The sequence below is a fragment of the Pseudomonas poae RE*1-1-14 genome (assembly GCF_000336465.1).
GTDB lineage: Bacteria > Pseudomonadota > Gammaproteobacteria > Pseudomonadales > Pseudomonadaceae > Aquipseudomonas > Aquipseudomonas poae.
Genome location: NC_020209.1, coordinates 731,760 through 746,312, shown reverse-complemented (window position 1 = coordinate 746,312; position 14,553 = coordinate 731,760). Strand labels below are relative to the sequence as shown.

Genomic DNA, 14,553 nt, shown 5'->3' with positions numbered 1-14,553 from the left:
AAGCGGTTTACAGACAATCGGCCAATATTCCGACCAACTTCTGTGCACGTGGGTCCATAAGTACGTAGGGACCCAATGTATTAGTCACAAAACCAAATGCAACATCATGCTCCGGGTCGGCAAATCCCACCGAACCACCCGCGCCAGGATGCCCGAACGCACGCGGGCCAAGGCCGAACGTCGCGTTGGGCAGTTGTGGTTGATCCAGCATGCAGCCCAGGCCGAAGCGGGTTTGAGTCAATAATGTTTTATCGGGCCCGATACTGTGTTCACGGGTCAATTCTTCGAGCATGTCGGCTTCCAGCAAACTACCGTCGAGCAAGCCACTATAAAAACCCGCCAGACTGCGCGCATTACCGTGACCATTAGCCGCCGGCTGCTGCATGCGTCGCCACTCGGGTTTATTAGTGCTGGTCAGAATGGAGGGCGGATTGGCAAATGCGCGCGTTGTCATGGCCGCCGGTTCACGCATCATTACATGCAATAAACGTTGTGCGGCCTCGTCGCCCATAGTGCCTTTACTGCGCGCTATATGGGCAACACGATAAAACTCTTCATCCGCCAGGCCCACATGAAAGTCCAGGCCCAATGGCCGTGCAACCCTCGCCACGATGGACTCCCCCGGCCCACGCCCATCGGCGCGACGCAGCAGCTCACCGACCAGCCAGCCATAGGTAATCGCCTCATAGCCATGACCCTGGCCCGGAATCCACCACGGAGCCTCGGCCGCCAGCGTGTCGACCATCAGTTGCCAGTCATAGAGCGCCTCGGCAGGCAGCATCTCGCGGATTGCCGGCAACCCGGCCTGATGGCAGAGCAACTGGCGCAGGGTGACGGCTTGCTTTCCAGCGGCGGCAAATTCAGGCCAGTAATTGGCCACTGGCGCATCCAGTTGCAGCTTGCCTTCGGCCACCAGTTGCAGGGCCGTGACCGCTGTAAAGGTCTTGGTGCAGGAGAACAGGTTGACGAGGGTGTCGCTGTGCCAGGCCTCGGCCCCGTCCTTGTCGGCGGTGCCGGCCCACAGGTCGACCACCGTTTCGCCACCGATCTGGATACAGAGCCCGGCACCACGCTCCTGCGGGTTATCGAACAACGCGGCAAACGCTTCGCGCACGGCTTCAAACTGGAGCGTGTAATGACCCTGAACCTGCACCGAAGTCCCCTCGGAAAACACCGTAAAAAGTGGCGGACATTGTTCCAGCCCCTGTAGGATTTGTGAACCCATCAGCGCGGAATCAATGGCCATTCCCGGAATGCCCACCGGCGTGCCCGGCGCCCTTCCCTGCACCCTCGCCAGCCGGACCGGCCTTGCCGCCTTCATGCTCACGCAACGCGCCGGCCGCACTGGCTTGTTCGGCCGCGTTGCCCAGTTGCTTGACCGCCGCCAGGTTGCTCTTGCGCACGTTGTCGACAAAGCCCTGGAACGGCACATCGGTTATACCCACCAGCCCAAAGTGTCCGTTTTCGCCATCCAGCAAGCGACCGGTCACCGGCTGGTCCAGGTATTGAAACCAGTGCACGCCAACAATCGACGGTTCCGCCATGGCCTGCTTGAGGAAGGTGGCATACGCCGAACTACGGTCCTCTTCCCGTTCCAATTGCGTCACACCGCCCCAGAAAGGGCCACGGTCGGCGGAGCCGAAGTTGAATTCAGTGATCAGCACCGGCTTGTCCAGCGCGTGCAACGCGGCGAAGTCATAGCCGTCCTGAGGCTTGAGCGTATACATGTTGAAACTCAGCACATCGCAATACTGCGCGCACGAGGCCACGGCCTCCGGCGTGCTCACCGCATAGCGCCCGCCCAGCAGTAACTGGTTGGGCGCATGCCATTTCAGCGAATCGGAAATGGTCTTGAAGTAGGCATCGGCGAAGGTCTTTTGGAAGTACTTGAAGTCGGCCTCGATTTCCGGATGCTCAGGATTGGGCATCGGCGGTTCAAAGCCCGGATCTTCCATCAATTCCCAACCCGCCAGTTGAACACCCCACGCCTTGGAAAGGCCTTCTTCGTTGCGGTACTTGTCGCGCAGCTGCTTGAGGAACGCGCGCTTGGCCGGGACGTCGGTGGTCATGCGCAAGGTGCCGTAGGCCAGGGCGTAGCGGGATTTGGGGTCATCACCGGGACCGGCCCAGGCCAGTTCGTTGTCGGCAAAATAGCCGATCAGCCAGGGGTCGTCGCGATGGTCGCGGGCCGCAATGGCCACGGCGCGCTCGGTGGCCATGGCGAAGCGCGGGTCGAACGGATCGGGCATGCCACCCCACCAGTCGGTGCCGGTGCTGATGCTGGCGTAATCGCCGACGATCGACAGCGGCAAGGTGTAAGGCACGCGCTCGGCGTCAGCCAGACCCTCGTCGCTCCAATTACCGACGGTGTTGAAACCCCAGGCTTGCAGGCGGTCGAGGGTGTGATTGACCCAGCGCTGGTGGTCAAAATGTTCGGTGCCGTAGGTACGTTGCAGGTTGGCACCGTAGAAATCGTACCAGCGGCCCGAGGCAAAGTGGCGGCCTTCGCCTGAGCCGTTGCCGGTGCGATGGTCACTGCTGCCATAGTATTTGTCGAAGGGTTCACCGGCTTTGGGCAACGCGGCGAACATCCATTCGCGGCCGCCCACGTAGGTCTGGTTGTTGTCCGGGGCGACGGTGTTGACGCCCAGCGAGTAGAAGGGATGACCCTGCGGCGTCACCAGGTACCAGCGCCCGTCGCGCTTCTCGGTGCGGAAAAAACCGCTGGCCTCGAAGGCCGGCCCCTTGTTCCAGCCACCGAAGGTGTCCAGTGAGGAGTTGTCGCGCTCAGCCAGCCAGCCCTTGAGCTGTTGTTGCTCCCGGGCGGCGGCAGCCTTGAGTTGCTCGTCACTGCTGACCTTTTCCGGCCAGCGCGCACGGGTGGACTGCCCATAGGCATCGACCAGTTCGCCGTACGCTGCCCTGATGGCCGGTTCGACATCCTGCACGCCAAAGCGCTCCAGCAGAATACTTTGGGCGGCATTGGGCTTGAGCATCGACAAGGTCACCGACACCACCTGGCTGCGGTCGATTTCTCCGCTGCTGGCAGCGAGCAATACGCGCTGACCGTCGAGACTGATCGGCATCGGCGGGCCGGCCTTCATGCCCTGGCTCAAGGGCGAGTTGGCCTGCAGCGGAACCAGCAAGGTCTGCGCCGGGCCGGCCGGCAGGTCGATGCGGCTGACCAGGGTCTTGCCGTCGCTGCTCTGCACCTTGACGTAGAGGGTCAAGGCCCAGTCCATGGCGCTCTGGATGCGCAGGCTCATGGCACCGGACTGCGACCAGTCCCAGGTGCCGCTCTGAGGGCTGAGCACCAGGCTCGGCTCGTCCGCAGGGCTGAAGGTGATACGGCGCAGCACCTCGCCTTCGGCCGTTTGCTCGGCGTTGTATTGCGGCAGGCTGGCGTCATGGGTCGCCACGTTGACCACATCGGCGGGGCGCACGAAGTTGAACAGCGTTTGTTGCCCGGCCGGCGCGGCCAACAAGGGCGCGGCAAACAGCAGGGCAAAAAGAGCGGGCAGCGTGCGAATCATACGAGCAAGGTTCTCCAGACGGCCGGTGAATGGCCTGATGAAATACGTCGATAACAGTGACCACGAAGTGGGCGAATTCGCCCACTGTGTCTTAGGAAATTTCACGCCTGAACGGCGGCAGGGCATTAAGGATTGCCTTGCCATAGCGCTGGGTGACCAGGCGCCGATCAAGCAGCGTGATAGTGCCCCGGTCTTCCTCGGTACGCAGCAGGCGACCACAGGCCTGCACGAGCTTGAGCGAAGCATCCGGCACCGAGATTTCCATGAACGGGTTGCCGCCGCGCGCTTCGATCCACTCGGCCAGCGCCGCCTCGACCGGGTCGTCCGGCACCGAAAACGGGATCTTGGCGATCACCACGTGTTCGCAGTAGGCACCCGGCAAGTCCACACCCTCGGCAAAACTGGCCAGGCCGAACAGTACGCTGGAATCACCGCCATCGACCCGCGCCTTGTGCTTGTTCAGGGTTTCCTGCTTGGACAGGTTGCCCTGAATGAACACTTGCTTGCGCCAGTCACGGTCCAGACCGTCGAACACGTCCTGCATCTGTTTGCGCGAGGAGAACAACACCAGGGTACCGCGCGACCCTTCAACCAGGCCTGGCAGGTCACGGATGATCGCGGCGGTATGGGCCGGCGCATCGCGTGGATCGGCCTTGAGGTCCGGCACGCGCAGCACACCGGCGTCGGCATGATGGAAGGGGCTTGGCACCACGGCGGTGACCGCCTTTTTCGGCAGGCCCGCACGCATGCGAAAACGCTCGAAAGTGCCCAGGGCCGTCAGCGTGGCCGAGGTAACCAGGCAGCCGTACGCCACGTTCCACAGGTTGCGGCGCAGCATTTCGGCGGCGAGGATCGGACTGGCATTGACCTCGATATCAAACAGCGCGCCGCTTTCCGACAGGGTCAGCCAACGGGCCATCGGCGGGTTGTCTTCCGGGTCTTCAACGGTAAAGGCGGTCCACAGCTCCCAATTGCCCTGGGAGCGGGACAACAGACTGCCGAACAGCGGATACCATTCCTCGGCCTGATTACTCGCGATGCCGATATTGACCTCGCCGTCCATGCCTTCCTTGAGCAGATCGGTCAGGCGCGTGAACAGGTCGGTCAGGCGCGAAAAGCCTTTCTTCAGTTCAATCCCCATTTCGCGCATGTGCTCGGGAATCAGCCCACCCACAAAACGGTGGCGCGGACGCTCACGGCCTTCCACGTCTTCGCCAGGCTTGAAATCGGCCACCTGCTCACAGGCGCTGAACATGAACTGCTGCTGAGTCTTGATCTCGCGCGCCAGCTCCGGCACCTGTTCGATCAGCTTGCCCAGGTCGCCCGGCAGCGGGTGCTGGGCGAGCAACTTGGTGAGGTTCTTGGCGGTGGTTTCCAGCCAGTCGGCGGTGGACCGCAGGCGTGTGTAATGGGCGAAGTGGCCGATGGCCTTGTCCGGCAGGTGGTGGCCTTCGTCGAATACGTAGAGGGTGTCGCGCGGGTCCGGCAGCACGGCGCCGCCCCCCAGGGCCAGGTCGGCCAGCACCATGTCGTGGTTGGTGACGATCACGTCGACCTTGCCCATGCCTTCACGCGCCTTGTAGAAGGCGCACTGACCGAAGTTGGGACAATGACGGTTGGTGCACTGGCTGTGGTCGGTGGTCAGGCGTGCCCAGTCGGCATCTTCCAGAGCAGTGGGCCAGCTGTCGCGGTCGCCGTCCCATTTATTGCCGGCCAGTTTCTCGATCATGCTGGTGAACAGTTTCTGACTGACTTCATCAACTTCGATCTTGAAGCCTTCTTCTTCGAACAACGAGGCGGTGGCGGTTTGCGCATGGCCTTCCTGCAGCAGCACGTCGAGCTTGGACAGGCACATGTAGCGGCCTCGCCCCTTGGCCAGGGCGAAGGTGAAATTCAGGCCGCTGTTGCGCATCAGGTCCGGCAGATCCTTGTAGACGATCTGCTCCTGCAGGGCGACGGTGGCGGTGGCGATCACCAGGCGCTTGCCGGCGGCCTTGGCCGTGGGAATCGCAGCCAGGCTGTAGGCTACGGTCTTGCCGGTACCGGTGCCGGCTTCAACGGCCACGACCGCAGGGTCGCCCTCGCGGCGCCCTTCGTCGTCGGTGTCGATATCCCCAAGGACTTTCGCCACTTCGGCGATCATCAGGCGCTGGCCATAGCGCGGTTTCAAGCGCTTGGCTTCGAGAAAACGCGAGTAGGCGCCCTGGATCGTGGTTTTGAGTTCAGTGCTGATCATGGATAGTCGGGCGCAAAAAACGCTGGATAAATTTTCAGTGGTTCGGATCGGCCGCTATCATACCCCGCTAATTAATCCCGCGCAGAACGGAGTACCACAATGACCGTCTTCAGCCTCGCTTACACCCTGCATATACTGGCCGTCCTGGTATGGGTCGGCGGCATGTTTTTCGCCTGGATGATCCTGCGCCCCGCTGCTGTGGCGGCACTTGAGGGCCCTGCCCGGCTCAGGTTGTGGGCAAATGTGTTTCAACGTTTTTTCGTGTGGGTATGGGTGGCGGTGCTGATTTTGCCGATCAGCGGTGTGGGGCTGCTGCAACTGCGCTTCAGCGGCTTTGAAACGGCGCCGCGTTATGTGCAGGTCATGATGGGCTTGTATCTGGTGATGACGGCGTTGTTTATCCGCATCCAGGCGTTGAAGTTCCCGCAATTGCGCACGGCGGTAGCGGCCGAAGACTGGCCGGCGGGCGCTGCTGCGCTGGGGCAGATTCGCCGGTTGGTGGGGATCAATTTGATTGTGGGGTTGGGGGTGGTTGCAGTTGCTTCGGCTCGGCCGATGTTCTGAAGCGGCCTTTAATCCGCTATAGGGAGCAAGCCCCCTATAGCGTCAAGCCAGGCAACTCAAAGCCGCTGGATGGTCACAGACCCCGCAGGCCCGGCCGCCCCTGGCTGCCCTTCCAGACCTGGACGGCCCTTATCGCCGCCATCGGCGCGGTACACCACGCACCCCTTCGATTGTCCGCCCTTGCCAGGTTTGCCTGCAGTACCGGCCAAACCTCCAGGCCCGCCATCGACCCAGACCTTGATGTTTTCAGCGGGAAAGTCCTGTGGCAGTTCAACCCGCACCGTCGCTCCTGCAGCCCCCGGCAAACCGTCGCCGCCGTTATCGCCGTTGAAACCGCGACCGGCCGAACCCCAGGTACACCCCGGGTCTTCACCGTTGGCGCCATCGAGCCCGGCATACCCCTGGGCACCGGCGCCGCCACGGGCGTCCAGCGACAATGCTTCAGCCGTCAGCGAATGGATCCGCAACGTGAGATCGCGCCCTGCCCTGGCCGGTTTTTCATGGGTGCCCGGGGCGCCGCGCGAGGTGATCTGGCTGCCGTGTTCCAGTTGAGCCTGGCGCACCTGCAATTGCAGCGCGGTGTTGCCCGGCACAATGGCGATACGTGCTTCGCGGCCCAGGTGCAGTTCATCCACCGTCACTTGGCTGATGGTTGCCGGAATCAGCAAGGTACCGTAATCCGCCACATCCAGGCGCTCGAGTTGCAACACGCTGGTGCTGCTGGGCAGGCGCATCAATGAGTGGGTTTCGACACTGACGCTCTGGGCCAGGGCAATGGGGCTGACCAACAGGGCCAACAGAAAAACCTTACGCATCATGGGGCTCCTGACTCTTTTCAAACTGTTATCCGGGTCACATTAACGACTTCTGCAGGCGATTTGCCAGTGACGTATCAAAAAACTTCAGCAGCGCAGGTTCAGGGCTTTTTCTGTCGCGCTTGCTCTAGGCCCGCAGGCGCAGCCGCGCTAGTCTCTACGGCTCTGATGTGAGGATTTGCGATGACCGCCGGTATTTCTGCCCCTACCCCCCAGCAAGCCTTGGCTGCCCTGCTCGACCTGCATCGGCCCAAACGCCTGCTGCTGTTGGGCGCCAGCCGCTTTCCGGCGCTGGAGGCATTCAAACAGGCACACCCCGACACGTTTATCGCCGTCGCCGAACCCGGTCCGTTGCCTGCGCACCTGGCGGCGCAGCGGTTTGACCTGGCGCTGGCGGTCGATTGCCTGGAACACCTTTCAAAGCCACAGGGCCTGACGCTGCTTGGCGGTATTCGCAACCTCAACGCCAGTCGCATCGCGGTGCTGGCAGACCTCGATGCCTGCGGCTGGAAAGACACCGACTTCTTCTCCCTGGCCCTGCAGGCCGGCGAGCGTTTCCAGCGCGACGAGCAGGTGCTGACGCTGTTCACCTACGATCTGCTTGACTATAAACAGGTGCCGGACTGGCTCAACGCCCGTTTCTGGGCCAATCCGGAAAACTTCGGAAAGTATTGGTGGTAACCCATGAGCACACCCATTTGCCCCTGCGGCAGTGGCAACCTGCTGGATGCCTGCTGCGGCCATTATCACAACGGCCACCCGGCTCCCTGCGCCAGCGCGCTGATGCGCTCGCGTTACAGCGCCTATGTGCTGGGCCTGGTGGATTACCTGGTGGCGACCACGTTGCCGGCCCAGCAACCCGGCCTCGACCGCGCCGCCATCGCTGCCTGGAGCGCACAGAGCACCTGGCTCGGGCTTGAGGTGGAGAGTTCGGAAGTGTTCGGTGGCCAGCCGGAACATGCCTTTGTGACCTTCACCGCTCGCTGGCATGACAACACGGGTGAACATAGTCACCGCGAACAGTCCTCTTTCGTACAGAATGAGGGGCGCTGGTACTTCATCGACCCTACCGTTGAGGTGAAGGTCGGGCGCAATGATCCGTGCCTGTGCGGCAGCGGGCAAAAATTCAAGAAATGTTGCGCGGGCTTCCGCTGACACCACCTGCAAAGGGATTACGCCATGCTTCGGATATTCAGCTTGATGCTGGCGTTGACCCTGGGTCTTACCGGCTGCGCCTCCTGGTTCGAGGATGATTCGCCGCCGCCCCATGTGTCGCTGGTCAAGGTCGAAGTGGTACGCGCCAAGTTGCTCGAACAGAAATTCAGGCTGTATTTCCGCGTCGACAATCGCGACGACGCCGACCTGACCGTGCGCGGCCTGATCTACAAGGTCAGCCTGGGCGACTTCGTGTTGACCGAAGGCGAGTCCAATGAATGGCTCACCGTGGCGCCGCGCGGCCATGCGGTGTTCCGGGTGTCGGTGCGCACCAATCTCTGGCCGCAGATCCGCGAGGTGGTGCATATGCTGAAAAACCCCGACCGGCCCGTGCCCTATCGCCTGGAGGGCGAGCTGAAAACCGGCTTGTTCATCGGTAATGACGTGCAGGTGGCCCACAATGGCGAGATAATCCCCGACGATTTTATTCCGGAGCGACATCGATGACTCAGCAACCCCATGTCCATGGTCCTGACTGCAACCACGATCACGAGCACCATGATCACGACCACGGTCATGTCCACGGCCCCAACTGCGGCCACGCTCATCAGGAGCCGGTACGCAATGCATTGAAGGACGTTGGCCGCAACGATCCCTGCCCTTGCGGCAGCGAGAAAAAATTCAAGAAGTGCCACGGGGTCTAAGCCACCCTGACGATGTAAAGCTGGGAGGGGGCTTGCTCCCGAGGGCGGTGGACCAGTCAACAGATGCAGCGACTGGCACTCAGCCCTCGGGAGCAAGCCCCCTCCCACATTGATGTGCGATGTTTTACCTAAAACTACCCCCGCAGGAGCTTTGCCATGGCCTCGCCAGCCCTCTCACGTTTTCTTCCCCGGTTCGGCGTTGCCGCGGCAGTGGCCAGTGCGTTAAGCCTGGCCGGTTGCCAGCTCCAGAACACTCAGGACACCCTGCCGCCCGTTGCCGGCGTGCAGCCCCTCAAAGGCCTGGCCCAGAATGTGTCGATACGCCGCAATGCCCAGGGCATGCCGCTGATCGAGAGCAATACCTTCCACGACGCCCTGTTCAGCCTGGGCTACGTGCACGCCAGCGACCGCATCACCCAGATGGTCACGCTGCGCCTGCTGGCCCAGGGCCGTCTGGCGGAAATGTCCGGCCCTGACGTGCTGGATGTCGACCGCTTGATGCGCGCCGTCAACCTGAAAAAAAGCGCCGGCGAGCTGTATAACGCATCGAGCCCGCGCCTCAAGCGCTTCTTCGAAGTGTACGCGCGCGGGGTCAATGCCTACCTGTTCCGCTACCGCGACAAACTGCCGCCGGACCTCGCCCAGACCGGCTACAAGCCCGAATACTGGAAGCCGGAAGATTCGGCGCTGTTGTTCTGCCTGCTCAACTTCAGTGAGTCGGCCAACCTGCAGCAAGAGCTGTCTTCGCTGGTACTGGCGCAAAAAGTCGGCGTCGACAAACTTGCCTGGCTCACTCCCAGCGCGCCGGACGAACCCATCCCGCTGGCCGAGGCAGAGAAGCTCAAAGGCGTGAACCTTGGCCAGATCACCGGTCTCGCCGGGCTGGATACGGTCAGCCAGCAGTTGAGCACGCTCAATGCGTTGGCGGTGACCACCTCGAGCAACTGGGCGATTGGCCCGCAACGCAGCCGCAGCGGCAAGAGCCTGCTGGCCAACGACCTTGCCGCCCGGCCGCAAGCGCCGTCGCCGTGGAGCTACGTGCAGATCCGCGCGCCGAAATACCAGGCCGCGGGTGCCTCGATAGCCGGCCTGCCGACCTTGTTGTCCGGTTTCAACGGCAAGGTGGCGTGGAGCATGAGCACGGTCAAGGGCGACACCCAGGACCTGTTCCTGGAAAAGGTCAAACGCCAGGGCAATGCGTTGTACTACGAGAATAACGGCAAGTGGCTACCGGCCGGCGTGCGTAACGAAACGTTCTTCGTCAAGGGGCGTGGCTCGATTCGCGAAGTGGTGTACGAAACCCGCCACGGTGCCCTGCTCAACAGCAGCCAGGCCCTCACCAGTGGTTTTGGCCTGGCCCTGCAAACCGCCGACCTCAAGGACGACAAGAGCCTGGATGCGTTCTTCGACCTGTCCCGTGCGCAAAGCGCCGGCAAGGCCTCGGACGCCACCCGCGAAATCCGTGCAATTGCGCTGAACATGGTGTTCGCCGACACCGGCAGCATTGGCTGGCAGGTCACCGGCCGCTTCCCCAACCGCCGCGAAGGCGAAGGCCTGCTGCCCTCGCCGGGCTGGGACACGCGCTTTGACTGGGACGGCTATGCCGACGCGATGCTGCACCCTTATGATCAGGACCCGGCCCAAGGCTGGATCGGCACCGCCAACCAGCGCACCGCGCCACGTGGTTATGGCATGCAACTGTCCAACGCCTGGGACGCGCCGGAGCGCAGCGAGCGCCTGGCGCAACTGGCCAGCGCCGGCAAGCATGACAGCCGCAGCATGATCGCCATGCAGTACGACCAGACCACCACATTTGCCGCCAAGCTGAAAACCATGTTCCAGGCGCCAGGCATGGCCCAGCCCTTGAAACAGGCGATTGCTGCGCTGCCTGCGGCCGAACAGGCCAAGGCGCGTGAAGCCCTGGGGCGCCTGATGGCGTTCGATGGCCGCCTCGCGCCATCCTCCGCCGACGCGGCGATCTACGAGCTGTTCCTGCAGGAAAGCACGCGGCAGATCTTCCTCGACGAACTGGGTCCGGAAACCAGCGCCAGTTGGAAAGCCTTTGTCAGCAATGCCAACCTCTCCTACTCGGCCAACGCCGACCACCTGCTGGGCCGCGAAGACAGCCCGTTCTGGGACGATGTGCGTACTGCGCAAAAAGAAGACAAACCCACCATTCTTGCCCGCAGCCTCGCAGCCGCGATCAGCGCCGGTGACAGCCAGTTGGGCGCCGATCACAAGGCCTGGCAGTGGGGCAAACTGCACAGCACCACCTGGAAGAGCGCCAGCGGGCAGGTCATCCGTGGCCCACTTGCCAGCGGTGGCGACCACAACACCCTGAACCCGGCGCCGTACAGTTGGGGGCAGAGTTTCGACACCACGCAGGTGCCGGCACTGCGAATGATTGTCGACTTCGGTCAGGTGGAACCGATGATGGGCCAGGGCGGCAGCGGCCAGTCCGGCAACCCGGCCAGTCCCGACTATGCCAATGGCATCGACCCGGCGCTCAAGGCGCAATACCTGAGCTTCCCGATGCAGCCGCAGAACTTCGAAAAGGCGTATGGCAAAAACCGGCTGACCCTCACGCCTGGCAAGTAAATCGGGTTCTTATTGAAGAACCCGGATCAATATGTGGGAGGGGGCTTGCTCCCGATAGCAAAGTGTCAGTCACTGCATTTATGACTGATTCACCGCCATCGGGAGCAAGCCCCCTCCCACATTCGGGCCCCATGCATTCAGATAGAACTTACACACTCGCCCCCGCCTCAAAATAGACAAGCCCACCTCCCCGGTCACCCCATGGACCTTGTCATCGCCCGCCCCGAAGGTCTCTATTGCCCCGCCGGAGATTTCTACATCGATCCCTGGCGCCCAGTGGAACGCTCCGTCATCACCCACGCCCATGGCGACCACGCCCGCAACGGCAACCAGCATTATCTGGCGGCGGCGCCCGGCGAAGGCATTCTGCGTTCGCGCCTGGGCCAGGACATAAACCTGCAAACCCTGGCCTACGGCGAGCGGCTGGTGCACCACGGCGTCACCTTGAGTTTTCATCCGGCCGGGCACGTCCTCGGCTCGGCCCAGGTGCGCCTCGAATACCAGGGCGAAGTCTGGGTCGCATCCGGCGATTACAAGGTCGAGCCCGATGGCACCTGCGCGCCGTTCGAGCCGGTGCGCTGTCACACGTTCATCACCGAATCCACCTTCGGTCTGCCGATTTACCGCTGGCAGCCCCAGGCGCAAATTTTTGCCGGCATCAATGAGTGGTGGCAGGCCAACGTCGCCGCCGGCAAGGCCAGCGTGCTGTTCTGTTATTCCTTCGGCAAGGCCCAGCGCATCTTGCACGGCATTGACGCGAGCATCGGCCCGATCCTCAGCCATGGCGCCGTCGAGCCCTTGAACCGGGTGTACCGCGAGGCCGGCATTTACATTCCAGAAACCCTCTACGCGGGGGACTTCAAAAAAACCGACCCGCTGTTGCGCAAGGCATTGATCATCGCTCCGCCATCGGCTGGCGGCAGCAGTTGGATCAAACGCTTTGGCGACTACAGCGACGCCTTCGCCAGCGGCTGGATGCGCCTGCGCGGCACACGGCGGCGGCGCGGAGTGGACCGAGGATTTGTGCTGTCCGACCACGCCGATTGGCCGGGCTTGCTGTGGGCCATCGAGCAAACCGGCGCCGAACGGGTGATGGTCACCCATGGGTCTGTCGGTGTATTGGTGCGCCACCTGCGGGAAAAAGGCCTGGATGCCCAGGGCTTCACCACCGAATACGGTGATGACGAAGAAGAGGCCACTGCATGAAGGCCTTCGCCGAGCTGTACGCCAACCTCGACGCCACCACTTCCAGCAACGCCAAGCTGGCCGCATTGCAAGCCTACTTCCTGCAGGCGCCGCCAGAGGATGCCGCCTGGGCGGTGTACTTTCTGTCCGGCGGCCGGCCACGACAACTGGTGCCGACGCGCCTTTTAAGGGACATGGCCACGCAAGCGTCAGGCATCGAAGCCTGGCTGTTCGAAGAGAGCTACCAGTCGGTCGGTGACCTCGCCGAGACCATTTCCCTGCTCTTGCCCGAATCCACCTACACCTCAGAGGATGGCCTGGCCGTTTGGCTGGAAGAAAAACTGTTGCCCCTGCGCGGCCTGTCGCCCCTGGATCTGGCCGAACGCCTGCCCGCGCTGTGGGCGCAGCTGGATCAACCCAGCCTGATGGTGTGCATCAAGCTGATCACCGGCAGCTTTCGCGTCGGCGTGTCCAAGCTACTGGTCACCCGTGCCCTCGCCGCCATGGCCGATCTGGACAGCAAGCGCGTGGCACAGCGGCTGGTGGGCTACACAGATTTGTCCAATCGCCCTACGGCCGAAGGCTACCTCAAGCTGATTGCACCTGAATCAACCGACGAACACGCGCAACGTGGCGGGCAGCCCTATCCGTTTTTTCTGGCCCATGGCCTGTCGCAGCCGGTCGAGCAGTTCGACACCCTGCTCGGCGCGCCGACTGACTGGCAAGTGGAATGGAAGTGGGACGGTATCCGCGCACAACTGGTCAAGCGCGAGGGCCGTTTGTGGATCTGGTCGCGAGGTGAAGAGCTGGTGACCGAGCGCTTCCCCGAGCTGCACAGCCTGGTGAGCGGCCTGCCGGACGGCACGGTGATCGACGGCGAGATTGTGGTGTGGAACGGCGCGGTGCAACCCTTTGCCCTGCTGCAACAGCGTATTGGCCGCAAAACGTTGAGCAAAAAAGTCCTGGAGGACGCGCCGGTCGCGGTACTTGCCTACGACCTGCTGGAATATCAGGGCGAAGACTGGCGCAACCATGTCCAGGCAGAACGCCGCGCGCAGCTCGAACAGGTCATCACCGCGTGCGACCAGCCCGTGCTGCTGCCCTCGCCGTTGTTGCAGGCCGACACCTGGGAAGCGCTGGCCGAGCAGCGCGAAGCCTCGCGCAGCCTTGGCGTGGAAGGCATGATGCTCAAGGATCGCAACGGCCTTTACGGCGTTGGCCGCACCAAGGATATGGGCCTGTGGTGGAAGTGGAAGGTCGACCCGTTCAGCGTCGATGCGGTTTTGATCTACGCCCAACGCGGCCATGGCCGCCGTGCCAGTCTGTACAGCGACTACACCTTCGCCGTGTGGGACGGCCCGCCCGGCACCGAGCGCACGCTGGTGCCGTTTGCCAAGGCTTATTCGGGATTGACCGACGAAGAAATGCGCAAGGTCGACGCCATCGTGCGCAAGACCACCGTGGAAAAATTCGGCCCTGTCAGCAGCGTGACGCCGAGCATGGTGTTTGAGCTGGGGTTTGAAGGGATCGCGCTATCCAAGCGGCACAAGAGCGGGATTGCCGTGAGATTTCCACGCATGCTGCGCTGGCGCCAGGACAAGGCGGTGGATGAAGCCGACAACCTGGCTACCCTGCAGGACCTGCTGGCCTGACACAAATCCTTGTGGGAGCAAGCCCCTCCCACAACTTGGTCATCGCTAATGGTCCGAAACAGTGCGCGCCATTTCCAATGCCCATTTTTGGGCATCGCCTACACGTCCAAC

12 protein-coding genes are annotated in these 14,553 nt (G+C 62.5%); 8 read left to right on the top strand and 4 right to left on the bottom strand.

Translation table 11 applies throughout. From position 1 onward, the window contains the following. Positions 1 to 7: 7 nt before the first annotated feature. The 3 genes from H045_RS03395 to dinG all read right to left on the bottom strand — a co-directional run bounded on the left by H045_RS03395 (position 8) and on the right by dinG (position 5,769). Positions 8 to 1,153: a serine hydrolase domain-containing protein gene (locus H045_RS03395; RefSeq protein WP_015371430.1), complete on the bottom strand. Its 1,146-nt coding sequence runs from the start codon at positions 1,151 to 1,153 to the stop codon at positions 8 to 10. Between the two features lie 82 nt (positions 1,154 to 1,235). Continuing rightward, positions 1,236 to 3,533 (bottom strand): beta-galactosidase, encoded by a 2,298-nt coding sequence (locus tag H045_RS03390; RefSeq protein ID WP_015371429.1) that lies wholly within the window; start codon positions 3,531 to 3,533, stop codon positions 1,236 to 1,238. Between the two features lie 91 nt (positions 3,534 to 3,624). Then, the gene (gene dinG, locus H045_RS03385; protein ID WP_015371428.1) at positions 3,625 to 5,769 is read right to left on the bottom strand and encodes an ATP-dependent DNA helicase DinG; all 2,145 of its coding nucleotides are present in this window, start codon (positions 5,767 to 5,769) and stop codon (positions 3,625 to 3,627) included. Positions 5,770 to 5,868: 99 nt separating this feature from the next. On the opposite strand from dinG, the gene H045_RS03380 reads away from it, so the two are divergent. Beyond that, positions 5,869 to 6,333, top strand: coding sequence for a CopD family protein (locus H045_RS03380; RefSeq protein WP_015371427.1), 465 nt, complete (start codon positions 5,869 to 5,871; stop codon positions 6,331 to 6,333). Between the two features lie 56 nt (positions 6,334 to 6,389). Here H045_RS03380 and H045_RS03375 read toward each other — a convergent pair whose 3' ends face one another. Continuing rightward, a complete protein-coding gene (locus H045_RS03375) occupies positions 6,390 to 7,148 on the bottom strand; it encodes a hypothetical protein (RefSeq protein WP_003231151.1) in 759 nt (252 codons plus the stop codon). Between the two features lie 183 nt (positions 7,149 to 7,331). On the opposite strand from H045_RS03375, the gene H045_RS03370 reads away from it, so the two are divergent. The 7 genes from H045_RS03370 to H045_RS03340 all read left to right on the top strand — a co-directional run bounded on the left by H045_RS03370 (position 7,332) and on the right by H045_RS03340 (position 14,442). Further along, on the top strand, positions 7,332 to 7,829 hold the full coding sequence (locus H045_RS03370) for a DUF6231 family protein (RefSeq protein WP_003231153.1): 498 nt from the start codon (positions 7,332 to 7,334) through the stop codon (positions 7,827 to 7,829). 3 nt (positions 7,830 to 7,832) lie between these two features. Next, the gene (locus H045_RS03365) at positions 7,833 to 8,303 is read left to right on the top strand and encodes a YchJ family protein (RefSeq protein ID WP_003231155.1); all 471 of its coding nucleotides are present in this window, start codon (positions 7,833 to 7,835) and stop codon (positions 8,301 to 8,303) included. A gap of 24 nt (positions 8,304 to 8,327) precedes the next feature. Further along, positions 8,328 to 8,810, top strand: a complete 483-nt coding sequence (locus H045_RS03360) for an LEA/WHy family protein (RefSeq protein ID WP_015371426.1) — start codon at positions 8,328 to 8,330, stop codon at positions 8,808 to 8,810. Continuing rightward, positions 8,807 to 9,007 carry an SEC-C metal-binding domain-containing protein gene (locus H045_RS24300; RefSeq protein WP_003231158.1) on the top strand — a complete coding sequence of 67 codons (201 nt, stop codon included), beginning with the start codon at positions 8,807 to 8,809 and terminating at the stop codon, positions 9,005 to 9,007. Before H045_RS03360 ends, H045_RS24300 begins: the two co-directional genes overlap by 4 nt. Positions 9,008 to 9,163: 156 nt before the next feature. Beyond that, on the top strand, positions 9,164 to 11,605 hold the full coding sequence (locus tag H045_RS03350; protein WP_015371425.1) for a penicillin acylase family protein: 2,442 nt from the start codon (positions 9,164 to 9,166) through the stop codon (positions 11,603 to 11,605). A 201-nt stretch (positions 11,606 to 11,806) separates the two neighbouring features. Continuing rightward, positions 11,807 to 12,811: a ligase-associated DNA damage response exonuclease gene (locus H045_RS03345; protein WP_015371423.1), complete on the top strand. Its 1,005-nt coding sequence runs from the start codon at positions 11,807 to 11,809 to the stop codon at positions 12,809 to 12,811. Next, complete coding sequence (locus tag H045_RS03340; RefSeq protein ID WP_015371422.1) at positions 12,808 to 14,442, top strand: ATP-dependent DNA ligase; 1,635 nt, start codon at positions 12,808 to 12,810, stop codon at positions 14,440 to 14,442. Before H045_RS03345 ends, H045_RS03340 begins: the two co-directional genes overlap by 4 nt. Positions 14,443 to 14,553 lie beyond the last annotated feature (111 nt).